Source organism: Rhizobium sp. NZLR11 (assembly GCF_019685115.1).
Taxonomy (GTDB): domain Bacteria; phylum Pseudomonadota; class Alphaproteobacteria; order Rhizobiales; family Rhizobiaceae; genus Rhizobium.
Window position 1 is genome coordinate 46,631 of the sequence record NZ_JABDWD010000019.1, and the last position, 23,851, is coordinate 70,481.

Below are 23,851 nucleotides of genomic sequence, written 5' to 3' on the forward strand. Positions count from 1 at the left end.
AGATGGCAACGGCGCTCAGTGCCAATCGATTGGGAGGGGCGAAATTGGCTGGCTAGAGGATCTTCAACTGCTGCAGGCCGAGGCGGAGATCCCGCAGCATCTCGCCGAAGATCTCCTCGATCTGTCCTGTGGACCAGACGACCATGGTGCCGTAGGGCGAGCGCTTGCGCTGCATGAAGCCGGCCGTCTCGAAATCGATCAGCGTCTTGCGGCAGGTCTCGCTCGACATCACCGCCACCAGAAAACGGGCGAGATTGGACTGGTCGATCGCGCCTGGTTTATCGGCCCAGTTCTGGATCAGCCGCGGCTTGGTGTCGGCGGTGAACATCGAGGCGAGCGCCCGATCCTGCGACAGCCCGAGCCGCTGAAGCTTGGCCGGATCGCGGGTGAGCGACACCACGTAATCATTGTGCAGATCGGCGAAGCGCTCGATATCTTCAGCCGTGTTGATGCCGAACACTTTCATCGAATAGAGGAACTCGGCCATCAGATAGGTCGGCTCGGAGCGCAGCTGCGCCAGATGTTTGTCGTCGGTGCTTTGCGAGGCCGCGCAGACGCGATCGGAGAAGCCTATCCGGGCGGCGCGCACCTGCTCCAGCAAGCTTATGTCGAGCGCCAGTTCGTCACCATTCCATTCCAGCATAAGCATTTCCCGCCGGCAAATCTTCGAGACGATGATCTTGTACTATCGCCGGCGCCGATCTCCAAATCGTTTGGAAAGCAACAGCTTGCTGACGAGGCGCATCTATCTTACCATTTCGAAGACTTGACGGTCACAGAGGGCCGAGCCGGCCTGACATCGTCCTGTTCGGGGGTCGAGGACATGCGTAGTTTTGGGTCGCATATTCTGATTGCCGCGGCACTTGCGGTCGCTTCGCCGGTTTTTGCCAAAGACCCGGTTTTAGCCAAAGACCCAGTTTTTGCCAAAGACACTGTGATGATCGAGCTTCGCAGCGGCGACGGCGGCCGCTCGGTCGGCATCATTTCCGCCAGCGAAGAAGTCGAGGCATCCGGTCCGGCGGCGATCACCGTCGGCGACGACGGCACCATCTATATTCTCGACCAGAATAACGGCCGCGTGCTCGCTGTCGACGCCGAACGCTCGCAGGCTGAGCCCGAAATCCTGCCTTTGCCGGAAAATGCGACGCCCGAAGATCTCGCCGTCGTCCACAACGAACTCTACCTCTGGTCGGACGGCGTCGTGCCGCTCGAGCGCTCCACCGAGGCCGACGGAAGGTCGCAGACGCTGCGCGCCGTCGATGGCGGCGATGCCGACGATTACACCCGTTCGGTCTTCGCCTCGATGGGCTCGGTGCCGCCGGGTCCGCTGAACAGCATAGTCGACGAGATCGGCCGCAGCACCAGCCGGCCCGAGGCCCGCCCGCCGGTCATTCAATATGTGCCGAGCCGCGGGCTTGGCGATATCGTTGCCGAGGTCTCGGCTGCAAACGACAAGGCCGAAATCCTGCTGCGGCGCAGCAGCTCGGAGGAGAATTTCCTGTCGCTGCCGCTGACCTCGGAGACAAGGATCGGCACCGTCGAACTTCTCGACATCGACACGACGGGCAGGCCCTATGCGCTGGTCGAACTGGTGCCGGCCGACCGGCCGGAGCGCACCGGCATGCTGGTGGTGCGCTTCACGCCGAACGGGGCGATGGACCGGGTCTACGACCTGCCGATCGACCCCGGTACGGTGTTTTCGAGACGCTTCGTGGCGATCGGCCCGCGCGGCGATGTGCTCTATTTAAGATCGCAGGAAAGCCGGGCGCAGGTGCTGCGGCTCGACGGCCGCGACCCTGGCGGCAAGCTTGCCGTCGCCCGGCCGGCAAAGCAGCCGAATGCCGGCAAGCCGGGCAAGGGGCCGAAGGTGGCGATCGTGCCGAAGTCTCGCAGCGACGTCATCGAGCGGGCGATCGGCTTCGAGACGCTGAACTGGCTGGTCACATCGACCGCCTATGGCAAGGATCCAGGCCCCGGCTGCATCAACATGAACCGGCTGCGCCGGCCGATCTATCTGATCGGCAAGCAGGGACAGACGGTCAAGGGCGTTCCCTATTGCTGGGGCTGCAAGACGCGGCTCGAGGATTTCATGGACGGCGTCGAGAAGGGCCAGACCGCCGGCAATGTCTGCACCAAGAGCGCGCCGCAATCCAACATCCTCGGCGTCGATTGCTCCGGCTTCGTCAGCGACGCCTGGGGCCTGAAGATGCATGTCTCGACGCGTGCCATTCCCGATATCACCAAGCGCGTCTCCGACCCCTGGTCGATGCGGCCGGGCGACGCGTTGAACAAGCCCGGCTCGCATGTGCTGCTGTTCATGCGCTTCACCGACGACCGCAAGGTTGAGGTGATGGAGGCGTCGCCAAACGCCTGCAAGGGCCGCGTCTGCCGCAACACCTATTCGCTCGGCAGCCTGTTGATGCGCGGCTACCAACCGGTGCGCTTCAAGGGGCTGGATGGGTGAAAGGCCTCATGCCGGCTGTAACAGGACGGGAAAAGCGATCGTCCCGTCGCGACCATTTGAGCGGCCACCTCCTCGATTTCTTCAGTGGCACCGAGAGAACTGCTTCAAATTCTAATTCTTGACGATGGATACAGTGCCGGCTGTTCGATTCTCATCAAGGCGGCGATCGATCGATTGATTCGTCTGCGGTTTTGCTCCCATCTGCGATTTCGGGCTTTGGGCATTTTTCGACGCGGAAATGATGTGGGTGTCCTTCCAGATCCGGTCTCTTGCGCCGCCGGTAGGCCTACCACCAGCTTTGATTCGCCAGCCCACACATTATCTTCTCCAGCTGCGCGATCTCGGTCGCGGAAACTTCGTGGGACCTGTCGGGCAGGATGTCGCAATGCAGCCGAGCGCGCGCCCGTGCCAGTGCCTCCGCCGTATGGGCGAAGGCATCGACGGGGATCCATGGATCCTTGTCGGAGCCCGTCAGATAGACCGGCAGCCTGTCGAGGTCGGCGAAGGGGCGGTCGCATGTCTGCGTGCCGACGCGGCAACCGGTCAGGGCTGCCATTGCGCCATGCCAGGGCCCGTGCTGCATGGCATATTCCAGCGCCAGGCAGGCGCCTTGGCTGAAGCCGCCGATAACGAGCGGCTTCGGATGGGCCTGGCCGTTCGACAGTCCTTGGACCAGATCCCTGATATAGCCGATGGACTGCTCCAGCTGCTTGCGGGTCCAGTCCGTCAGCACGTCGGTGGCGCGGGCGTCGTACCAGCTGTTGGCGCGCGCGCGGGGCAGAAGGTAGGCGATGCCCTTCGTCCTCAGCCTGGAAATCACCTGCTCCTGCATGTCCTCGGGCGACTGGGTTCGCCCATGGATGAAGACGCAGTGAACCAAGGCCGCCTCGGGTGGCACGCCGAGGAGGAGCGGTGCGTCGTGGTGCGACATCGGCATTGGCTCAAAAATTCGCCGGTTCTAGTCCGGCGATCAGTTCCTGCTTGCGGCCTTCGAACCACGGCGGGAAAACCAGCGTGGTGCCGATCTGGTCGGCGGGTTCGTCGAGTGCCCAGCCACCCTCGACGGACCATGCGATTTCGAACAGCGCGCCGCCCGGCGAACGGACATAGCAAGACTTGAAATAATTGCGGTCCTTCTGGTCCGACACGTCGGTGAAGCCCAGGCCTTCGATATGCGCCTTGAGCTTGAGCTGGTTTTCCTCGTTGCCGGTGTTGAGTGCGAGATGGTGGATCGTTCCACCCGCCAGCGTCCAAGTGCCCTGGGGGCCGTTCGACTCGTGCAGCACTTCGACCATGCTGGTCGGTCCGCCGGGATTCGGCACCGAGAACATCAGGCCTTCGTCGCTGTCTGCTTCCTTCGTCATCGACATTCCGACGCCGAGGAAGTCATCCATCGCGGTGCGGTCGAAAACGGCGATCGCCGCGCCGTAGATGCCCTTGATGCCATGCACCGCAACAACGCCCTGTGCCTCGTTGACGATCGAGGCGCGGTTGTCCGCAGGGCTCTCGACCAGTTCGTGCGGAATGCCGCAGGGATGCTTGAAGGCGACGCGGGTGATGCCGAAGCGCGAAATCTTGGCTGCCTCGACGCCCTTGCCGTTCAGCCGGTCGATCCAGTAGCCGGCGGAGCCGACGGGAATGGCCATCTGGATGATCTTGGACTGATTGGTGCCACGCCGGCCGAAAACACCGGGTTTCCGGAACGGGAAGGTGGTGATGATGGTGGAGGCATCGCCGTTCCGAGAGCCGTAATAGAGGTGGTAGACGGGGATCGTGCCGTCAAATAGCACGGTGCGCTTGACCGAATGGAGGCCGAGCACTTTGGTGTAGAAGTCGTAATCTTCCTGCGCACCGTCGGTGCAAAGCGTCAGATGATGATATCCGCTGATAAGGGCCATGTTTTCCTCCTCCGGAAACGGTCTCCAATTCCGGACGCGGGTCCTCCCCCGCGTTCATCCGGAGCCACGGTTGCCGGCAGAGCGAGCCGCGCGTCGTGATCGTCACAACTATAGCCGATGCAATCGCCTGTTGATTGACATTATTCATAGGAGTTATAGCAAATTGCTATGAAGATCGTCGAAGCTCATCTCGTCCAGCTGGCCGCCGTTATCGAAACCGGTGGCGTGACCGAAGCCGCCGCGATGCTCGGCATGACACAGTCGGCGGTGTCACGCACCATCTCCATCCTGGAAAAGCGCATCGGCGAGCCGCTTTTCGTCTCTGGCCGCCGGCCGATGCAGCCCACCCCGCTCGGCGAGCAACTGGGCCAGCAGGGCAAGTCGATCCTGGCATCGTCGCGCAAGGCGATGGAGATCATCCGCAGCTTCAAGTCGGGATCGTCCGGCCGGGTGCGCATCGGCGGCGTGCCCTTCTTCATGGATGCCGTCGTCTCGCCGATGATCGCCTCGTTCCAGCGCGGCGAGCCGGGTATCATGGTGCACCAGTCCTATGGCAATTATCCCGACCTCGTCGCCGAACTGGATTCTGGCCAGATCGATCTCGCGGTCACGCCGACCGGGTCGGTCGACATGCGAGCCGATCTTCATTTTGAGTCGATCCTGCCGGCACGCAACGTGCTCGCCTGCGGCGCCGGCCATCCGCTGGTACGCAAGCGCAGCGTCGCGACGGAGGATATCGTCAACTACCCCTGGGTCGCACCGCTGCCAGGCTCGCCTCTGGTGCTCGACCTGCACAATATCCTGCTGACCCTCGGGCTCGAGGAAGTCGGCCTGCGCTATGCCGGCGGCTCGCTATTCAGCGTCGTGAACTATCTTGCCGGCACCGACGCGCTGGCGATCCTGCCGCATTCCGTGGCCTATGCCTTTCGCGGCGAAAACAAGATCACTATCATTCCGCTCGACATTCCGCAGCCCGAAAGGGTGCTGGGGATCATGACCCGCAAGAAGCCCTATTCGAACCCCGCCGGCCGCAAGTTCCTGGGCCATCTCAGGCGGGAGTTCTCCGAACTACGCCGTGCGGTCGAGAAGCATGAAAAGACGATTCACTGGGTCCAGGGACCGTTCATGGGCGAGCGCGAGCGCAAGACCGCCACGGAATAGGATTCGCGCGCAAAAACAAGGACGCGGCGACCGCGTCCTCCTACGATGCCCTATGTCTAAAGCTATCAAGCCTTGCAGCGGGACAGCACGAAATCGTGCGTCACATCCCAGAAGTCGTCGGCGAATTCATAGGTCCTGGCACGCCCGGGATCATGCACCTTATCAAACTTGGCGAGCAGGCTTTCCTTGACCCCGAAGACCGCGTCCGAATGGATATAGGGATCGTCGGGGTCGAAGATATGCGTCGTCAGCGTCTCGAAGCCACCGGCGCTGACGATGTAATGAAGATGCGCCGGACGATAGGGGTGGCGGCCGAGATTGCCGAGCAACTGGCCGACAGGGCCATCGTCCGGGATCGGGTAGTATTTCGGCTTCACGGCACGGAACCAGTAATGTCCGTCCGGCCCAGTTCGGAAAATGCCGCGCAGGTTAAACTCGGGCTGGATACCCTTCTGCTGCACGTCGTAGAAACCCTCGTCATTGGCCTGCCAGACATCGATCACGGCATTGGCGATCGGCCTGCCTTCCGTGTCGAGGATGCGGCCCTCGATCACCATGTCCTCGCCCTTGCTGTCGAGGCAGATATTGGCACCCATCGGCAATTCCGGCGCATCGGCCACGTGGAAGGGGCCGAGCACCGTGCTCTCGGAGGCGCCCGAGGGTTTTCTGTTGTTGATCGCGTCGACCAGCATCGAAACACCAAGCACGTCGGACAGCAGGATGAACTCCTGCCGCCATTCGTTGCACATCTGGCCGGTGCGGGTGAGGAACAGGATGGCCTGCATCCATTCGTCCTGCGTCGGCTCCAGTTCCTTCACCGTCTCGTGCAGCTTGCGGGTGATGACTTCCATCACTTGCTTCAGCCGCTCGTCCTTGGCGCCGGCATTGCGGCCGGTCACGACCTCGACCGAGTTCTCCTCGGTGAAATAGCCCTTCTCATGCGCTTCCATGTTCGCCTCACCGGTCCAGGATTGTTTTCAACACGCGGCGCAGTTCGCCGGCGGGATCGGCCGCCAGGCCTTCCGAACGCCAGGCGACGTGGTGGTCGGGCCGCACCAGGATGACGCCGGCATCGCCGACTTCGCGGGCGCGGGCCCAATCGCCATAGTGATCCTGCCATTGTTGCCGAGGCCCGATGATATGGGTGGCGATCGGCAGATTGAGTTCGGCGGACAAGGCCTCAGCCGCATCAACCCAGCCGCGGCCGCCGATGCCGGTCAGGATGGTGAACCTGCCATGGCCACAGAGATCGAGCGTCGAGGCTTTCTTGTTGCCGTCGCCGAACAGCCAGGCATGCGGCAGACGCGCGCCGGGCCAGGTCGTCTGCTCGAAATGCAGTTCGTTGTCCTGCGTGAAGGCGGGCTCGGGCTGGTCCTCAACTGCGACTGCCGCTGACTTGTAACGATGATTCATCTCGACGCCGTGGGCGTCGAATTCGTAGACCTTGAAGGCGATCGCCTCGCGCAGAGCAGCCCGCTGGGTCTCGGCCGCGGGCGTGTCGTCGCAGCGACGGTCCATATTCTCCTGCATCTTCACCGGATCGATGGAATCGAGCAGGCCGAGCGCGCCGAAGATCGGGCCGAATTCTTCGATCGACTGGTTGGCACGGGTGACGATCTGCTTGGCGACAGGCGCGCGCTCCTCGGTATAGGTCTCGAGCAGGCCGGGGCCGGCCTGGCCCCTGACGACCATGGCGAGCTTCCAGGCGAGGTTGAAGCCGTCCTGGATCGAGGTGTTGGAGCCGAGCCCGTTCGACGGCGGATGGCGGTGGATCGCGTCACCTATGCAGAAGACCCGGCCCTTGTGGGCGCGCGCGGCATAACAATTGTTGACCGTCCAGGTCGAGACCGAGGTGACTTCGATGTCGATATCGGGATCGCCGATCAGGTCGCGGGCCACGCCCTCGGCAAAGGCATTGTCGACATCGGGCACGCCTTGGGTGATATCGTAACCCCAGTTGATCAGCCACTCGTTCCACGGCCGGATCATGCGGACGAGACCCATGCCGATGCCGCCGACATTCGAGCCCGGCTGCAGCACCCAATAGAGCACCGAGGGACGGTGGGCCACATAGCGCGTAAGATCGGCCTTAAACACGATGTTCATCGAGCCGGCGACGCCCATCTTGCCCTCGAACGGCAGGCCGATATGCTGCGCCACCAGCGAGTTGCCGCCATCGGCTCCAACAAGATATTTCGAGCGGATGGTGAAGTCCTTGCCGGTCAGCCGGTCGCGGCAGGTCGCCGTCACGCCATCGGCATCCTGCACGTGGCTGACATATTCCGTCGACATCCTGGCCTGCGTGCCACGCGAGCAGGCGGTCTTGAACAAAAGCGGCTCCATGAAGGTCTGCGGCAAGTCGTTCATCTCTGTCGGCGAAGACAGCAGATGCTCCGCCTTGGACTTCGGATGGTTACCCCAGGTCTTAAGCCGGCCCAGCTCCTCGCCGGCAATGGACGTGCAGAACACGTTCTCGCCCATGATCTCCTGCGGGCTGCAATGGAGATAGGCCTCGGCCTCGACCTCGCGGCCGAGGTCGCGCAACACCTCCATGGCCCGTTGGTTGGTGATGTGGGCACGCGGCGTGTTGGCGAGCCAGCGATAGCGGTTGATCGCCATGTTCTCGACGCCATAGGTGGCGAGCAGCGCCGCAGTGGCCGAGCCCGCCGGGCCGGTTCCAATGATCAATACGTCGGTTTCGATGTCAGCCATCAGGCACTCCCTCGTTCGTCTTTGTTTTTGGGCTGGTCCGCCAGGATGCGGCGGACGGGAAAGAGCTGGATTCCGGTGCGGTCGGTGAATAGGCCCCACAGGCCGCGCGGCGCAAACAGCATGATCAGAATGCCGATCAGGCCGAGGATCAGCAGATACCAGGAGCCGTAGTCGGCAAGCAGGTTCTGCAGGATGTAGAAGACGATCACCCCGACGATCGGCCCTTCGATCGTGCCGATGCCGCCGATCACGACGATGAAGATCACGTAAGCCGTCCAGTCCGGTACCGAGAAGGCGGCGTCCGGCGAGATGCGCGCCTTCTGCACGTAGATCAGCGCACCGGTGAGGCCGGTCGCCAGCGCTGCGACCAGATAGACGAAGGATTTGGTCCAGAGCGGGTCGACGCCGACGGAGCGCGCCGCCTCGCGGTTGTCGCGTACGGCAGCGAGGCCAAGTCCCCGCTTGGATCGCAGCAGCTTGTAGATCGAGCCGATGGTAACCACCGCCAGGAGCAGCGCCAGCCAGTAGCAGACGATGTCGGTCGCCTGCGGCCCACGCATGCCCAGCAGATCGGCGACGAAGCGGACGCCGAACATATCACGCGCAGCACCCGAGGGCAGCGAGGTGCCGGTGCCGCCGCCCAGTGCCTTCCACTGTGCGAGCGAGAGCCGCACGATCTCGGCGATCACCCAGGTGCCGATCGCGAAATAGGCTCCGTGCAGGCGGAACACGAAGAAGGCGGTCGGTACGGAGAGCGCGAGCGCCGCAAGCCCTCCGAGCACGATGGCCGCCATCGGATCCATTCCAAGCAGGCTGACGCCGCCGAACATCGCATAAGCGCCGAAGCCGACGAAAGCTTGCTGGCCGACGGAGACGAGGCCGGCATACCCCGCGAGCAGGTTCCAGCACTGCGCCAGCACCAGCATGGTCAGGATGGAGAACAGGCCCTGGATCACGGCACGCGGCGCGAAGAGCGGCGTTGCGGAGGCGAGAGCCACCACCGCGAGGATCAGCAGGATGGAAACCAAGGAACCGCGCGTGCGCGTCGAGACGGACCAGGATGTGGAAACGTTGCCTGCCATCTCAGTCCACCGCCCGAGGGAAGAGGCCGCGGGGCCGGACGATCAACACCAGCAGGAAGGCGACATGCCCGGCGAGAATCTGCCATTCCGGATTGACCGCCGCACCCACCGTCTGCGCCACGCCGATGATGATGCCACCGGCCAGCGTACCCCAGAACGACCCCAGCCCGCCGATGATCACGGCCTCGAAGGCATAGATCAACCGCGCCGGCCCCATGGTCGGATCGAAATTCGCACGAGTGCCAAGATAGAGCGCGGCGATTGTCACGACCATCATCGCGATGCCGGTTGCGGTCGCGAAAATCCGTTCGGCCCGGATGCCCATCAGACCAGCAGTGGCGCTGTCGTCGGACGTGGCGCGGAAGGCGCGGCCGAGCGAGGTGCGATAGAACAGCAGGTTGAGCGCCACGATGACGCCAACGGCGGAAAGGAAGGTGAGCAGCGGCATCGTGCCGATGCTGATCGGCCCGACCTGCAACGAGGCCGTTTCCAGCGCGCCCGCCGAGATGCGACGGCTGTCGGCCGAAAAGCCTTGGAGAAGCCCGTTCTGGATGACGATCGAAAAGCCGAAAGTCACCAGCAGCGGCGGCAGAATATCGTCGCCAAGTGTGCGGTTGAGTACGAGGAATTGCAGCGCCCAGCCGAGTGCGAACATCACGGGCAGCGCCACCAAGGCGGCAAGGAATGGATTGAGCCCAAGCGCAGAGACCAGCAACAGCACCAGGAAAGCGGCCAGCACGATCAGATCACCATGCGCGAGATTTACCAGCCGCATGATGCCGAAGACGAGGCTCAGTCCCGCCGCGAAGAGCGCGTACAGGCCGCCGAGCAGAATGCCCTGGATGATCGTGTCGAGCCAGCTCATCGCGCATGCGCTCCGAAATAGGCCGCGTGGATATCCTCGCGGCTGAGTGTTGCCGGCGTGCCCGTCAGCGTCACCCGTCCCTCCATCATGCAATAGACCCGGTCGGCCACCTTCAGAGCCTGGCCGATATCCTGCTCGACAATGACGATTGCCGCGCCGGTCGCGCGGATCTTGGGAAAGGCCGCATAGATGTCCTTGACCACGACGGGCGCGAGGCCAAGGCTCACCTCGTCACAGAGCAGGACCCGCGGATTGGACATCAGTCCCCGGCCGATCGCCACCATTTGCTGCTGGCCGCCCGAAAGCGCCATGCCGGGCTTGTGCCGCCGCTCCTTCAGCACGGGAAAGAGCTCGTAGATTGCATCCAGTGTCCAAGTGCCGTCGCCGCTGCGGCCGTATTTGCCGATCAGCAAATTCTCCTCGACCGACAGCGAGGGAAAGAGGCGCCTGCCTTCCGGCACCATGGCTATGCCGAGCCGCACGACGTCGGGCGCGGACAGCGCGCCGATCTCGGCGCCGGCAAAGCGGATATGGTTTGGCGCATTGCGGATCAGCCCGGAGATCGAGCGCAGTAGCGTCGACTTGCCGGCGCCATTGGCGCCGATCACGGCCACCGTCTCGCCTTCGTTCAGCATCATGTCGACACCGAACAGCGCCTGGAAGTCGCCATAGAAGGCCGTCAGGCCGTGTGTCTCGAGCACCGCCATTAGACCTCGATCCCGAGATAGATTTCGCGTACCTCTTTCGAAGCCATGATGGTGTCGGGATCGCCGATGCCGATCACCCGACCGAAATGCAGCACGACGAGCCGGCTGACCACGGAAGTCAGAGCATGCAGCACATGTTCGACCCAGATGATCGACACGCCACGGCCGTGGATCTCCCGAATCGTCTCGACGAGCTCCTGACATTCTCCTTCCGTCAGGCCGCCGGCGATCTCGTCGAGCAGCAGGATCTTGGGGTCGGTGGCTAGCGCCCGGGCGAGTTCGAGTCGCTTGCGCTGCAGCAGCCCAAGCGTCCCCGCCGGCTGGTTCGCCTTCGGGTAAAGCCCGATCTTGACGAGAATGTCGACGCATCGATCGCTGACTTCGCGCTCGGTCTTGCGTGAGCCGAAGGCCGCTGCGACCAGCAGGTTCTCGAAGACCGTCAGCTTTTCGAACGGCTGCGGGATCTGGAATGTCCGGCCGATGCCGGCAAGACATCGCGCCATCGGCGGCTGCCGCGTCACGTCGACGCCATCAAGCTGGATGCTGCCTGCGTCGACACGAATGTTGCCTGTTATCAGGTTGAAGAGGGTAGATTTGCCGGCTCCGTTCGGCCCGATCACTCCGAGCGCCTCGCCACTTTCCAGCGCAAACGAAACCCGGTCGGCGACTTTCAGGGCGCCGAAGCTTTTCGATAGCTGGTCGAGCACGAGTAAGGGCATCAGGGTCTCGGGTTTCAGGCATCCGTTGCACTGGCGGCCGGGGTTGAGCGCCGAGCCGATCGCGCGGTAGGTCCACCGCCTGGGCGTTGGCTCAGGCGATGGCTTCCATCTTGCCGCCCATCGGGATATTCGGCGCCGTCTGGTTGTCGACGATGATGAGGTCGTAGCCGCCGCCGTCCTTTAGGCGCCACTGGCCGCCGACAAGCGGAGTCTTGGCGATGTTCTTGGTCGCGAAAGGCGGTACGTTTGCGCCGTCCCAGGCGACCCTGCCGACGATCGTCTCGAGGTTCGTGGCGGCGATGGCCGAAATCACGGCCGCGCTGTCGTTCGGATCGGCCCGCTTCATCACGTCAGCCGCCACTTCGAACAGCGCATGGATGAAGCCGATTGGCTGGGTCCAGGGACGACTTGTCGCCGCTGTGAAGCCGTCCGCAAGATCCTTGGAGCTCTGGCCGGTCAGCGATGACTTGAACGGATGACTTGCCGACCACCAGACTTCGCTCGAGAGGTTGTGGCCGTTCTTGCCGAGCGCCTCGACCGCCTGAGGGAACAGGATAGCCTTGCCGATGGAGGCGACCTTCGGCTTGAAGCCCTGCTGCTGCGCCTGGTTCCAGAAAGTGGTGAAGTCCGGCGGGATCATCACGCCGGTGATGATCTCGTCGCCATCCGACTTGAAGGCATTGATCTGCGCGGAAAAATCGTCAGTCAGGTTCTGGTAGCGGCCGGGGTCGTTGAGCGTATAGCCGAGCTTGTCCAGGACCGGCGGGAAGCCAACCTGCTTGTCACCCCAGGCATTGCCGTCGCCGTCATTGGGGAATAGGCCACCGACCTTCTTGTCGGTCGTCACCTGGCCCCACATGTTGGTATAGACGGCGATGACGTCTTCAAGGCCCCAGAAGAAGTGGAAGGCGCTGTTGAACGGCTTCCACGACGACGGGTCACCCGGATTGGCCTGCTGGCCGATGAACCAGGGCTGCCACGGCGCCATGGTCGAGATGCAGGGCACTTCCTCGGCCTCGCAGGTCGTCGCCACCGGGTTGGTCGTCTCGGGCGTCGACGCGACCAGCACCGCATGCACCTCGTCGGTGACGATCAGTTCCTTAGCGACTTCGGCGGCGCGGTTCGGGTTGGACTGGCTGTCCTTTACCACGACTTCGTAATTCAGTCCGGCGGCCTTGGTCGCCGCCATGAAGCCGTCAATGATGAACTTGTCGGCTTCGGCGAAGGCGGCCAGCGGACCGCTCTGCGGGCTGACATAGCCAAGCTTGATGGGGGCACCCTGTGCGATGGCCGGCATGGTCAGCCCTGAGGTCGCCGCCACTGCTCCAGTTGCGGCGGCAGACTTCAGCAGATCACGTCTCGTAAACATATGCCTTCCTCCTCCCAAAAGAATTCAATATGGCGGACGGTGTCCGCTCCATGCGTCCTGCAAGAGCGCGCGGATCGATCCATGATCGATCGGACGCGGGTTCGAGTAGGGACTTCTGGTGGCGATCTCGGCCGCGCGGTCCAGATCAGCCTCGCTGAGGCCGAAATCCCTGAGCGCCTTCGGCGAGCCGATTGATTTCGCGAAGTCGTAAAGCGCCTGCCCGGGCGTGCCGCCACCGAAAATGTCCGAGATCGGCTTCATCAGTTCCGGCACGGCTGATGCATTGAAGCCGATCGTGTGCGGCAGCATGATCGCATGCGTCTCCGCATGCGGCGTGTCGAAACTGCCGCCCAATGTGTGGCAGATCTTGTGATGTAGCGACATCGAGGTCTGGCCGAGCACAGTGCCGCAAAGCCACGCGCCGTAAAGTGCTTTCTCGCGGGCTGAACTGTCACGCGGGCTTTCGATAATAGCAGGCAGCGCTTCCTTGAGCGCCCGCATCCCGTCGATGGCCATCATTGACGTGATCGGGTTGCGGTCCGGCGCATAGAGCCCTTCGGCGGCGTGCGCGATGGCGTTCAGGCCGCTGGTGATGCTCATGCCGACGGGCAAGCCGAGTGTTAGCTCCGGGTCGTAGATGACGACCTCGGGTGTGATTTTCGGGCTGCGCACGGTGGTCTTGACGCCGTTCTCCGTCTGGCCAAGGATCGGCGTCACTTCGGAACCGGCATACGTCGTCGGCACGACGATTTGCTGGATATCGGTGCGATAGGCAATCGCCTTGCCGAGCCCGGTGGTCGAACCGCCGCCGAGCGATACGATGCAATCCGCGGCGGCCTCGGCCGCGCGCGCGACGGCGCGCTCGGTAACCTCGACCGGCGTATGCATGGCCGCATCGGTGAACGTGCCGACCGAGAGCGAACCCAGCCGCGTCGACAGGGCCTGCGCATCCGCCGCCTGATGCGACGTCGAGAGCACCAGCGCGCGCCGGCAATTTAGCGCCTCGACCCATTTGCCCACATCCGCGCTCGCTCCGTTGCCGAAGACAATGCGTGCAGGACTTCCCTGGTAGCTGAACGACAGCGTCATGTCGCGCCACGTCCTTTCTTCGCCCTCACCATGACGAAGGTAAAGTCGAGTGTTGAACTCTCGCCTTTGCCTGATGGCTTGAACTCGCCGATCAGCTCTTCCTTGACGCCAAACAGGGCATCACGGGCGAGGTTTGCATCGCCGCCGTCATAGACATGCGTGCTGATCGTCTCGAAGCCATCCGCCTTGATCAGGAAGTGCAGATGTGCGGGGCGCCGGAGTGGAAAGCCAAGGCCGCCAAGCATCTGGCCAACCGGCCCGTCGCAGGGCACGGCATAGCCGCCCGGCCGGACTGTCTTGTAGCGGAAATCGCCTTTGGTGTCGGCTGTGAACACGCCGCGAAGATTGAATTCGGGTTGTTGGTCCGGTTGCTGGTTCTCGTAGTAGCCTTCATTGTTGGCTTGCCAGGTCTCGATCGTGGCACCCGCGACGGGCTGCCCATCGAGATCCTGTACATGGCCGGCCACCGCCAGAACGGGGCCGACGCCGTCGAGCGAGATATTGGAGTCGAGCGCTAATCGGGGTGCGTCGGCACGATAGAACGGCCCGCGCACCGTATTGGGCGTTGCGCTCTTCGGCCGGCGGGTATTGATCTCCTCGATGAGCGCGGTGACCCCCAAAAGGTCCGAAAGCAGCACCCATTCCTGCCGCCGTCCATCACTGGCGTGACCAACCTCGGTGAGGAATTCCACCGTCCGTCGCCAGTCGGCATGGGTCGGACGCGTCTCGCGGATGAGCTCGTGCAGGTGTTCTATGAAGGATACCATGAAAGCTTGCAGAGGCCCCTCCGCATGCTTGTCGAGCCGCTCGGCCACAAGCTGCGCAGAATTGCGCTCGCTGAACGTTATATCTGGCATGACTCCTCCCATGACGATAACTTAGCAGCCCGGAACTGAATGCTTGATAATTTTTTTCGTGATTTGTATGCGTATTTGTTATGAAGATCGACGAGCGACATCTGGTGCAACTTGCGGCGGTCGTCCAGGCAGGAGGCGTGACCGAAGGTGCGACGCTGCTGGGGCTTAGCCAGCCGGGAGTGTCGCGCACGCTTGCTATGCTGGAAAAGCGGCTCGGCGAGCCATTGTTCATCAAAGGCCGAAGGCCACTGCAGCCGACGCCGCTCGGCCGGGCCCTGGCAGACCACGGCCAGGCCATGCTCATGGCGTCGCGCAAGGCGTCCGCGTTGGTCGAAGGCTTCCGGCACGGCCGGACAGGGCTCGTGCGCGTTGGCGGCACGCCGTTCTTCATGGACGCGCTCATCGCAGGCATGATCGCCGGTTTCCAGAACGATTTTCCCGAAGTCCGTATCGAACAGAGTTATGACTATCTTCCCGAGTTGCGCGCGGCGATCGTCGCCGACCGCATCGACCTCGCCATCTGCCCGATCGATATGCTCGACGAGGGATCGGGGATGCGTTTCCAGGAATTGCTGCCGGGCCGGAACGTCGTGGCCTGCCGACTTACCCATCCGCTTTTGCTCAAGCGCAAGCTGACCGGGTCCGATTTGCTTGAGTATCCCTGGATAGCGCCGCCGCCCGGCAGTCCGCTGCTTGCCGACCTGCGCAGCCTCGTTCTCTCGCTCGGCGCAACGGAGACCAAGATCCGCTATGCTGGCGGGTCGCTGACCAGCGCGATCAACTACATGAAGGAGAGTGACGCGCTCACCATCCTGCCGCACAGCGTGGTTTTCGCCTATCGCAACGACAAGGCGATCACCGCCCTGCCGGTCAACATCCCGCATCCGGAACGCGCGCTCGGCTTGCTCAGGCGCACAGGAGACGTGGGCGCACCGGCTATCGAGGCGTTCTCGACGCATATTCGCAAAAGTTTTGAGAATCTGAGGCATCTGATCAAGCGCCACGAACAGTCCGTGATCTGGGGGATGTGAATTCGTGGCTGGCGGCGGGTGCCGCCACGCCGAATATCAGAATGTCGCCGAATCGTCCGGCCACAGCATGACCGGTGCCGCGACGGTGTCGACCACCGGACCGAGGCCGTGCCAGGCACGGTTGGCGTAGACCAGGGCCTCGGCCTGCCGCGTGGCATGTGCACCGGGCGAGACCGATGTCAGCTCAGCCGTGACCAGACATGCCCCCGGCGTCTCCAGCCGACCTCGAAGTTCGGCCCGGAACCAGAGCTCGACCTGAGGATAATAGGGCTCGCCGCCTTCGAGCCGAGCCCATTGAACATCTGGCCCGAAGCGATCTCTGCCCGATGTCGCACAGAGCCGGGCGAGCTGCATGTCGGCGCGGCGAACGAAGTGGACGACCACCGATGCCGCCCGCTCCACCACTTTCGCACTCGACGAGGATGCCGAGAGCGAAAAGGCCACCATGGGCGGCACCGCGCTGATCGAGATCAGTGAGCTCACCGTCAGCGCCACCGGACCTTCGCCCGCATCGGCCGTGATGATCGCCACGCCCGACGGGTGATGCCGGAACGCTGCCATGAAGGCTTCGGTGATGCCTTGGCCACCGCCAGCGGCACCCGTTTCGGCGGCCGCCACCTTGTCCGGCATGCCTCTCGCGGCCGCGCTCATTTCTTCTCGATCAGGTCGTAGAACTGCCAGACGCGATCGCTCCATACGCCGGCAATGTCGCGGCCGGCGGCGGCGACGATGTTGGGATTGATCGTGAAATGGTTCGCCGCCGTCAGCATCTCGCGATAGATCCGCTGCATCACGCCGTAACGCAACGAAGCGCCGCCGAGCGCGCGGTAGACGAAATGGCAGGCATCGACGCCGCCCTCATGCACTTCGGACTTGGCGAGATGCACAAGGCTTATCTGGCGGGTCGTCATGCGGTTGCCGGCTTCGATCGAGGCCTCCACGTCGCGCCAGACCTCGAACAGGAGGGCGCGGGCGGCGCGGACTCGGGCTTCCGCGCGGCCGAAATCGAACCAGAACTTATCGCTCTCGCCGAGCATGCCGGCACGGCCTGTCTTGGTCTTGGCATATTTGGCAGCTTCGTCAAGCATGCGACGTGCCGCACCGATCGCCCACCCGGAATGGCCGATGGCAGCGAGGCCGACGACGCCGAGGCTGAAGAATTCCTTCATACGCTGCGGCTCGGCGGTCAGGATCGGGAACACCATGTCGTCAGGGATGAAGACATCGTTGGCGGCATAGTCGATGCTGCCCGTCGCCTGTAGGCCGAGTGAATTCCAGTTCCCGAGCAACTCGTGCTCTCCGACTGGCGCATGGGCGCAGAGCACGATCACGTTGCCCTTCTCGTCCTTCGCCGGGTGACCGTTTCCATCGTCGAGCAGCGCTGCCGTATGGGTATAGGTGGCGTGGTAGATGCCGCTGGCATAGGCCCACTTGCCGTTCAGCCGATAACCGCCATCAACCTTCTTCAGCATGCCCGTCGGCGTGCCCTGGCCGGAAAACCGGTTATCGGTCTTGCCGTCGAACAGGCGGCCGATCGCCGTATCGGGCAGGAAGGCCGCCGACATCGCGCCGATGCAGGTGTGCACCATCGAGATCCAGCCGGCCGCGCCGCTGTGATAGGTGATGGCTTCAATGAGCTGAAGTCCCTGGGTCGGCGACAGCTGCGCACCACCGATATCCTCGCCGGCGAAGACATGGCTCATCCTCAGCGGCTTGAGCGCCTCGAAGGTCTCCTCGTTGAGGCGGCCGAGCTTTTCATTGTCCTCGGAATTCTTGTCGAGGATCGGGCCGACCTTGTCGACATGGGCCAGGAGGGACGCGAAGTCCGTCTTCGTGCCCTAGTAGCCTGATGCGTGCTTGATTAGTGCATTCATGACAATTCCTCCTTGATAGACCTGATCATAAAGCCCGCCTGACGGCGCCGCTCCTTTGGTTTCACCCGGCGAGGAAGTCGCCGATGGCAGTGACGGTGCGCGGATCTTCCTGCATAGCGAAATGGCCGACCTCCTTGATGATCAGCGTCAGCGCATTGGGAATGCTCTTTTCCCAGATCGGCGCCTGCGAGGCCGGCAGCATGCGGTCCTTGTCGCCCCAGACGATAAGTGTCTCATTCGGAATCCGGCTCAACCAACGGCCGAGATTGGGGTGACCGAAACCATGCCCCTTGAGAATGTTGCCGAGCGCCGGGCCTTCCTTTTCGCGTGCCGCGACGAAATCCTCGACCGAGGGGCATTCCGAACCGCCGGGGAAATAGCGCGCCGCGACTTCGACATTGTGGGCCAGATATCCAGGCAATTCCTGCGGCGGGACCGCGCCAAGATCGGTGCCGGGATGGTCCGTGTGATTGAGGCCGGCCGGGGCGTTCAGCACCAGCTTGCCAAACTGCTCGCCAGAGACGGCGGCGATTTCGGCCGCCATCCAGCCACCCATGGAATGTCCGACCAGATGCGGCCGGTCGAGGCCGAGCGCTTTGACGAGATGGAGGTTATGGACCACCATGTCCTGCATGCCGGCAATATGCGGCGCCTCGCCGCTCTCGCCGAATCCGGGATGGAAGGGAAGGTAAACGCGGAACCGATCCGCCAGCCCGCGCGCCCATTCATGGCCCTCGAGCGTGGCCGCGCCATGCAACGCTAGCACCGCGGGGCCGCGACCGATCGCCTTCACCACCGTTCGGACGCCGTCTATATCCTGGGTCAGAGTTTCAAATTCCATTGAATATCCTCCTCATACAATCTGTCAGGCCGCGTCGGCGGCGATCAGCACCTTGCACTGCGTCGTCCGGCGCTTGAGTGCCTCGAAGGTCTCGGGCACTTCGCCGAAACCGATCCGGTCGGTGATCAACGCTTGCGGGCGATAGCGGCCCGGCTCGAGTGCCGCGAGCGCGGTCTCGAACTCGGTCATGTTGAAGAACACCGCGAAGATGAGCTGGATTTCCTTCGACAGCGCCGCGAACGGATCCCAGTCGTCACCGCCGACGCAGAGGCCGACGCCGACCACGGTTCCGTGGACCCGGACCAGTTTGCAGGCGAAATCGATCAGGCCGCGTTTGCCCACGCATTCGAAGACAATGTCGGGCTCGCCGCTGCTCTTGGTCCGAAACTCATCCGCGAGACCGGGATGTCGGCTCCCGCGAAGAGCCAATTGCGTCTTCCAACGCCTATTGGGCGCAGTGCCCGTTCAGCCGCGTTGTTGTCAATCGCAGCCCGGCCCTCTTCCAGGAACAGGCAGAACGGAACCTTGCCTTGCATGCGGGACTGGCTCCCCATCATCTGTTCAGGAAAACGCGAGGACGGCCGGACCAATCATCTAACAATTAGTGCGAATTGAACATGCAAGGGGCAGAGATCGCCGATCTCCCCCTGGCCTACGTCCTTTGCGCGTCTTTCAGACACGCGGCGCCGCAGGCGCCAGCCGCCGCTTGGCCATCGCCAAAAGCCGATGCGCCGCGACGTTCTCGGCATAGTCCCGATAGGCGGGATCTCGGCTCAGCATGCGCTCTTCGGCGCGGGCGCGCAGCAAATAGATAAGACTGATGATCGCCAGCATGCCAGCCCGCGCAAGTCCTTCGGCCAGGCCACTGGCGATGAAGCTCGGAAACGCAAACAGCCACCAGGCGATGTTCTTCGAGACATAGGCCGGATGTTTGATGAAGCGGTAGGGGCCTGATGTGATGATGCCGCGATGGGTCAGGTTGGAAAATCGCGGTCCGAAGGCGACGGTCGCCCAGACGTAGATAACCGTGCAGAACAGCGTCGCGACGCTCCAGAGGATGAAGACCACCGACCCCTCCTGGATAATGCTCTCCCAACCCGGTCCGTCGCCATAAGGCACGAAGGCATGCGAAATCACCGGGAAGAACGGCTCATAGCAGATCAGGCAGACGAGCCAGCCGAGCGCCGTCGTCTCCAACGCCCGGACATGCCATCCGAAAAGCTTGAAGGTGGCGATGTAGCCGCCGGCCGCCAGGATGACGTCGAGAAGCAAGACGAGCCGCAGCAAGCCTTCGAACCAGGCGGCTGAAAGTGAGGGAAACAGCCAGGCCGGCTTTTCGGCAAGATCGGAAAGTGCGGCTATGCCGCTTGAAAACATCAGCACGAGGAAGAAGCATTTGATCGCGAGCAGCCGCAATGCGAACAGCACGTCTTCTTCGCGAAAATCCTGCATCAGCACCGCACGGCCGACCTGGTTGAGATAATCGTCGGGCTCCTCGGCGACGAGATCGGTGACCGCGACGTAAAGAATGGTGGCGCCGACAAGAGCGATGGAGATGGGGATGGCCGTATGGCCGGCCTCGATGAACCATCGAACCGCCGACGACTGCGTGAAAAACGGAAAGATGGAACAGGCGATGACGACCGCACCCAAAAGCGCGGCGAGTCCGACAATCTTGGTTCCGATGCGCCGCCAGGAAGCGGCGGGAGCCTCATGCCGCCTCTCTCGCAATGCCCAGGCCCGGCGCGCAGCCGGTGTGCCGTCGACGACGATCCACGCCAGGAGAAGACAGAGGACCGAAAGCGCCATCGCCTTGCCAGGATCAAGCCGCAGATAGGTCGCGAGCGCAATGCCGACGAGAACGCCGGCAAGGGTCGCAGCTTGAGTGACCAGGGGACTCCTGGTGAGGGTATCCCTGTCCTCCGATATCGGCACGCGCTCGGCTTTCTCGATCACATTGCCGGCTGGACGGAGCGTTTCCGCGCCGCCTTCACCGCCTGCGCCAACGCTGCTTCAACTGTGAACGGTGACCGCTCTTCCGGCACTGAGATCATCGCAAGGTCGAGCTTGTCATAATCGACCATGTAATAGCCCGATCCGGTAGCGATGACCGCATCGGGTCTGATCGTCAACAGGTCCTGCGCCATCGTGCCGATGAACATCGGCCCGCCCCAGATGTAACGGAAAGCATAGATTGGAATACCTTCAGCCGAAGTGCCAAGGCGGCGGATATCGGTCTTCAGGCGGCGATCAGACCACGAGGTACCCGAGGAGCTCGATGAACTGCTTGAACTGGAAGAGCTGCTGGAACCAGAGCCGCCGCCCATGCCGCCGCCAGAGCTGGAATTCCCACTGGAACTGTTCTCGGAGCGGGCGAAAGCCGGTTGATTGCTATTTACGGCCACTTTTCTAACGGCGGGCGTGGTTTTCCTGCCAGGCGTAACGTTCCTGGCGGGCTCCTCACTGGCGAATAGCGTCTTGGCGCCAGGGTCGAAGATGCAACTCTGCAAGATTGCGCCTGAACCTGCAAGGAAGGTCGAGCAAAGCAGAACACGGATGATGAGCTTTCTTGTCATGTAGGGCGCCCCCGGATCGCCGTTTAGAAGAGATCGTACCTCGGATTTCGCTTTACCCATGTCGCCTTGGCGAGCTGAACGAGCCTGTCATCGAGCGATTTGGTTTTTGGAAGCGCCTTTTGTTCCTGAGCGGTCAGCTCGGCGGCAAAGGTCTCCTCCACTTTCTTCTTGGCGGCATTCGGCAAGGCCTTGAGCGCCGCCTTTGCCTGGTTCTTCGGATCGCCACTGCCTGGCATGTTGACGGCGGTCGCCAGCGCGAAATAACGGGCCGCCGTTACCAGGTTGTCAGCGTCCGCAGCGTCTTCCTTCGCCAGTATCGCGCGGTCGAGTGCACCCCAATAGTCGCCACGTTCGGCGCCCATCTCCAGCCACTTCGCAGCTTCCGCCTTGTCCGCGGCAACGCCGATGCCGTCGCGGTACATGCGCCCGAGATTAGTCGGGGCATAGGGTTGACCGCCCTCTGAAGCCCGCGTGAAAAGGTCGAGCGCTTTCGGGAGATCCTCCGGGGCGCCTTTTCCGAAACGGTAGACGAGCGCAAGATTGTTCAGCGAATAGATGTCGTTGCGCTGGACGCCGGCTTCGTAGAAGCGGATGCCGCGCTCCGGATCAGCCGGAACGTTGACGCCGTTCAGGAAGATATAGCCGAGCTCGTTCATCGCGTAGGTATGGCCGAGATCGGCGGCCTGCAGCATCAAGCGTAATCCCAGCTGCTGATCGGCCTTGGTGCCGCGGCCGTAGTAGAGGGCCTTGCCGTAGCTGTGCAGGGCAAAGGGATCGCCCTTGGCCGCACCAGCCTTGGCGATCTCGCTTGCCTTGGTTGCATCGCGCGGAACGGAGGCGCCGGACTCGTAAAGGCTCGACAATTCGTAGATTGCCCGGACATGCCCGGCATCCATCGCCTGCTTGATCGTTGCGAAAGCCGTCTTGGTGTCGCGGTTGGCAAGCTGGGCGCGGCCGAGCTGGTAGACGAAGCGGGCCACCTCGGGATAGGCCTTTATCGCCTCGGTGCAGGCCGGCAGGGCATCATCGGGGTCGATTTCGTTCGGCAGCTTGCCTGCGGTCACGCCCTGCAGGTCGAGGGGTGCGGCGGCTGCGGTGTCGCAGGCGTCGAGCACCGGCTTGAAGGTGACGGTGGCGGGCGGCAGATCGTCGTTGGCGGCCTGCAGCGTCAGGGCGAAAGGCTGATTCTCCGTGCCGATCTGCGGCTCGTAGGAAAGGCCCGGAATATCGGCTGCCTCAAGCACATGGCCGAGCCCGATTACCCGGTCTCCGGCGCGCAGCGTGCCCTTGTCGGGTAGGGCTGCGACCTTGAAGGTCATTTCCGCCGCCGATGCCGGCACGACCGGCAGGCTGGCCGCGACGGGGCCGACGCCGATCGTCGTGCCGACGTCGCGCGACAGGGTCTTCAGATAGGCGTCGGCATCGGCAAGCCGCACCTGTTTTTGCTGTTCGAGCTGGGCGAGTTTGGCGCCGGCATCCGCCGAGACGGTGATCGCGACGACGCCCTGCGTCGCCTGGCCATAGGGATCACTCACGGTGTAACCGATCAGGCCGACGGTTCCGGCGGTAACACCTGAGGAATCATAGGTCAGCGCCGTCAGCGCCGCGGCGGGCATCTTGGCGCCCTGCTCGACCGGCTTGCCGTCGAAGGTGAGTTTGCCGGTCTGGGGAAGTTGGGTCAGGGTGACGAGCAGCGTCGAGCCGGTTTCGTCATGCGGCGGGGCGATCGGCAGCTTGGTGGCGGCAGCACCTTCCGGCACGCTCACCTGCTGCATCGACTCGACGCTTGGCGGCGGCGGCGCCGGAATGAAATAGAAGCTGTCCATCAGCGAGGAGTTTTCCCAGGGGACCTGCTTGCCGCCGGTCATGGCGATGACGTCGCGGCGCACATCGGTCAGCACCTGGCGGATTTCCTTATTGGGTTCGCTGGCGCGTTTGATGAAGGATTCGGAATAGGGGCTCAGCGCCCCGGCGCCATCGAGCGCCACCTGGCCGGGTTCCGTGGAAAAGGCGATCAGACTGCCGAGATCGCTGTCGATGCGCGCAAGCCCGCGGGTGGCGCCGACCGGTTCCAGTTTTTCCGCCATCCAGAATTTCTGAGCGTTGAACGGATTGTTGCGACAGGCATCGAGGAAGATCAACTGCACCCGCGAATTCTGCTTGAGATGGTTCAGGATGAGGTCGAGCGGCATGGTCTGCGTCTCGACGTCATAGGGCGTTTCCAAGGTCGCATCGACCGGCACGATGAAATTCTGCCCGCCCACCTGGATGCCGTGGCCCGAATAATAGATCAGCCCTGCCTCGGCATTGCTGGTCGAACGCAGGAAGCGGCGCACCGTATCCTCGAGCCCGATGCGATCGACATTGATGCCGATCGTCACGTCGAAACCGGCCGCCCGCAACGTGGCTGCGACCTCTTCGACATCATTGGCGGGGTTGGGAAGCGAAGGCAGCGTCTTATAGACCGAATTGCCGATGACGAGGGCGACGCGGCGGCCGCTCTCTTGCGTGATGGCGGCATGCGCGACGCCGATCGACAGCAGTATTGCCGCCACGGTCAGCAGATAAGCGCATAGTCTCCAGGCATTGTGGAACTTGGGCATGGC

Annotated in this window: 23 protein-coding genes and 1 pseudogene; 4 read left to right on the forward strand and 20 right to left on the reverse strand. The window is 63.0% G+C overall.

Annotated features, from left to right (window positions below; all coding sequences use genetic code 11):
• Nucleotides 1–52: 52 nt before the first annotated feature.
• Complete coding sequence (locus HJB83_RS26420; protein ID WP_207585367.1) at nucleotides 53–643, reverse strand: hypothetical protein; 591 nt, start codon at nucleotides 641–643, stop codon at nucleotides 53–55.
• Nucleotides 644–823: 180 nt separating this feature from the next.
• Here HJB83_RS26420 and HJB83_RS26425 point away from each other — a divergent pair, with 180 nt between their 5' ends.
• Complete coding sequence (locus HJB83_RS26425) at nucleotides 824–2,464, forward strand: hypothetical protein (RefSeq protein ID WP_207585368.1); 1,641 nt, start codon at nucleotides 824–826, stop codon at nucleotides 2,462–2,464.
• A gap of 286 nt (nucleotides 2,465–2,750) precedes the next feature.
• Here HJB83_RS26425 and HJB83_RS26430 read toward each other — a convergent pair whose 3' ends face one another.
• Both HJB83_RS26430 and HJB83_RS26435 read right to left on the reverse strand, forming a co-directional pair.
• Nucleotides 2,751–3,395: an alpha/beta hydrolase gene (locus HJB83_RS26430; RefSeq protein WP_221132921.1), complete on the reverse strand. Its 645-nt coding sequence runs from the start codon at nucleotides 3,393–3,395 to the stop codon at nucleotides 2,751–2,753.
• A 10-nt stretch (nucleotides 3,396–3,405) separates the two neighbouring features.
• Nucleotides 3,406–4,362 (reverse strand): VOC family protein, encoded by a 957-nt coding sequence (locus tag HJB83_RS26435; RefSeq protein ID WP_207585370.1) that lies wholly within the window; start codon nucleotides 4,360–4,362, stop codon nucleotides 3,406–3,408.
• Between the two features lie 168 nt (nucleotides 4,363–4,530).
• On the opposite strand from HJB83_RS26435, the gene HJB83_RS26440 reads away from it, so the two are divergent.
• Nucleotides 4,531–5,523 carry a LysR family transcriptional regulator gene (locus tag HJB83_RS26440; RefSeq protein ID WP_221132922.1) on the forward strand — a complete coding sequence of 331 codons (993 nt, stop codon included), beginning with the start codon at nucleotides 4,531–4,533 and terminating at the stop codon, nucleotides 5,521–5,523.
• Nucleotides 5,524–5,588: 65 nt separating this feature from the next.
• Here HJB83_RS26440 and HJB83_RS26445 read toward each other — a convergent pair whose 3' ends face one another.
• The 9 genes from HJB83_RS26445 to HJB83_RS26485 all read right to left on the reverse strand — a co-directional run bounded on the left by HJB83_RS26445 (nucleotide 5,589) and on the right by HJB83_RS26485 (nucleotide 14,923).
• Nucleotides 5,589–6,473, reverse strand: a complete 885-nt coding sequence (locus HJB83_RS26445) for an intradiol ring-cleavage dioxygenase (RefSeq protein WP_207585372.1) — start codon at nucleotides 6,471–6,473, stop codon at nucleotides 5,589–5,591.
• Nucleotides 6,474–6,480: 7 nt separating this feature from the next.
• Nucleotides 6,481–8,235, reverse strand: coding sequence for an FAD-dependent monooxygenase (locus tag HJB83_RS26450; RefSeq protein ID WP_207585373.1), 1,755 nt, complete (start codon nucleotides 8,233–8,235; stop codon nucleotides 6,481–6,483).
• On the reverse strand, nucleotides 8,235–9,317 hold the full coding sequence (locus HJB83_RS26455) for a branched-chain amino acid ABC transporter permease (protein ID WP_221132923.1): 1,083 nt from the start codon (nucleotides 9,315–9,317) through the stop codon (nucleotides 8,235–8,237). Before HJB83_RS26455 ends, HJB83_RS26450 begins: the two co-directional genes overlap by 1 nt.
• 1 nt (nucleotide 9,318) lies before the next feature.
• The gene (locus HJB83_RS26460) at nucleotides 9,319–10,182 is read right to left on the reverse strand and encodes a branched-chain amino acid ABC transporter permease (protein ID WP_207585375.1); all 864 of its coding nucleotides are present in this window, start codon (nucleotides 10,180–10,182) and stop codon (nucleotides 9,319–9,321) included.
• Nucleotides 10,179–10,889 (reverse strand): ABC transporter ATP-binding protein, encoded by a 711-nt coding sequence (locus HJB83_RS26465; RefSeq protein WP_207585376.1) that lies wholly within the window; start codon nucleotides 10,887–10,889, stop codon nucleotides 10,179–10,181. Before HJB83_RS26465 ends, HJB83_RS26460 begins: the two co-directional genes overlap by 4 nt.
• Nucleotides 10,889–11,608, reverse strand: coding sequence for an ABC transporter ATP-binding protein (locus HJB83_RS26470; RefSeq protein ID WP_207585377.1), 720 nt, complete (start codon nucleotides 11,606–11,608; stop codon nucleotides 10,889–10,891). Before HJB83_RS26470 ends, HJB83_RS26465 begins: the two co-directional genes overlap by 1 nt.
• A 91-nt stretch (nucleotides 11,609–11,699) precedes the next feature.
• Nucleotides 11,700–12,977, reverse strand: a complete 1,278-nt coding sequence (locus HJB83_RS26475; protein WP_221132924.1) for an ABC transporter substrate-binding protein — start codon at nucleotides 12,975–12,977, stop codon at nucleotides 11,700–11,702.
• A 24-nt stretch (nucleotides 12,978–13,001) separates the two neighbouring features.
• Nucleotides 13,002–14,066, reverse strand: coding sequence for a maleylacetate reductase (locus HJB83_RS26480; RefSeq protein WP_221132925.1), 1,065 nt, complete (start codon nucleotides 14,064–14,066; stop codon nucleotides 13,002–13,004).
• Entirely contained in the window at nucleotides 14,063–14,923 is an 861-nt protein-coding gene (locus HJB83_RS26485) for a dioxygenase (RefSeq protein WP_164012378.1), read from the reverse strand. Before HJB83_RS26485 ends, HJB83_RS26480 begins: the two co-directional genes overlap by 4 nt.
• An 80-nt stretch (nucleotides 14,924–15,003) precedes the next feature.
• Here HJB83_RS26485 and HJB83_RS26490 point away from each other — a divergent pair, with 80 nt between their 5' ends.
• Complete coding sequence (locus tag HJB83_RS26490; protein WP_207585380.1) at nucleotides 15,004–15,954, forward strand: LysR family transcriptional regulator; 951 nt, start codon at nucleotides 15,004–15,006, stop codon at nucleotides 15,952–15,954.
• Nucleotides 15,955–15,990: 36 nt separating this feature from the next.
• Here the strand turns inward: HJB83_RS26490 and HJB83_RS26495 are convergent, their stop codons facing one another.
• On the reverse strand, nucleotides 15,991–16,605 hold the full coding sequence (locus tag HJB83_RS26495) for a flavin reductase family protein (protein WP_221132926.1): 615 nt from the start codon (nucleotides 16,603–16,605) through the stop codon (nucleotides 15,991–15,993).
• Nucleotides 16,602–17,657 carry an acyl-CoA dehydrogenase family protein gene (locus tag HJB83_RS26500; RefSeq protein WP_259671418.1) on the reverse strand — a complete coding sequence of 352 codons (1,056 nt, stop codon included), beginning with the start codon at nucleotides 17,655–17,657 and terminating at the stop codon, nucleotides 16,602–16,604. Before HJB83_RS26500 ends, HJB83_RS26495 begins: the two co-directional genes overlap by 4 nt.
• On the opposite strand from HJB83_RS26500, the gene HJB83_RS34345 reads away from it, so the two are divergent.
• Nucleotides 17,649–17,804: a hypothetical protein gene (locus HJB83_RS34345; protein ID WP_259671419.1), complete on the forward strand. Its 156-nt coding sequence runs from the start codon at nucleotides 17,649–17,651 to the stop codon at nucleotides 17,802–17,804. The two genes, HJB83_RS26500 and HJB83_RS34345, sit on opposite strands and share 9 nt — an antisense overlap.
• 85 nt (nucleotides 17,805–17,889) lie before the next feature.
• Here the strand turns inward: HJB83_RS34345 and HJB83_RS26505 are convergent, their stop codons facing one another.
• The 6 genes and pseudogenes from HJB83_RS26505 to HJB83_RS26530 all read right to left on the reverse strand — a co-directional run bounded on the left by HJB83_RS26505 (nucleotide 17,890) and on the right by HJB83_RS26530 (nucleotide 23,848).
• On the reverse strand, nucleotides 17,890–18,669 hold the full coding sequence (locus tag HJB83_RS26505) for an alpha/beta fold hydrolase (RefSeq protein ID WP_207585383.1): 780 nt from the start codon (nucleotides 18,667–18,669) through the stop codon (nucleotides 17,890–17,892).
• Nucleotides 18,670–18,693: 24 nt separating this feature from the next.
• Nucleotides 18,694–19,011, reverse strand: coding sequence for a hypothetical protein (locus tag HJB83_RS26510; RefSeq protein WP_405049116.1), 318 nt, complete (start codon nucleotides 19,009–19,011; stop codon nucleotides 18,694–18,696).
• A gap of 65 nt (nucleotides 19,012–19,076) precedes the next feature.
• Nucleotides 19,077–19,181, reverse strand: a pseudogene (locus tag HJB83_RS26515) (transposase); the annotation flags it as partial.
• Nucleotides 19,182–19,341: 160 nt separating this feature from the next.
• A complete protein-coding gene (locus HJB83_RS26520; RefSeq protein ID WP_221132943.1) occupies nucleotides 19,342–20,604 on the reverse strand; it encodes an isoprenylcysteine carboxylmethyltransferase family protein in 1,263 nt (420 codons plus the stop codon).
• A 17-nt stretch (nucleotides 20,605–20,621) separates the two neighbouring features.
• Nucleotides 20,622–21,245, reverse strand: a complete 624-nt coding sequence (locus tag HJB83_RS34350) for a tail fiber domain-containing protein (protein ID WP_246762884.1) — start codon at nucleotides 21,243–21,245, stop codon at nucleotides 20,622–20,624.
• A 23-nt stretch (nucleotides 21,246–21,268) separates the two neighbouring features.
• On the reverse strand, nucleotides 21,269–23,848 hold the full coding sequence (locus HJB83_RS26530; RefSeq protein WP_221132927.1) for a caspase family protein: 2,580 nt from the start codon (nucleotides 23,846–23,848) through the stop codon (nucleotides 21,269–21,271).
• Nucleotides 23,849–23,851 lie beyond the last annotated feature (3 nt).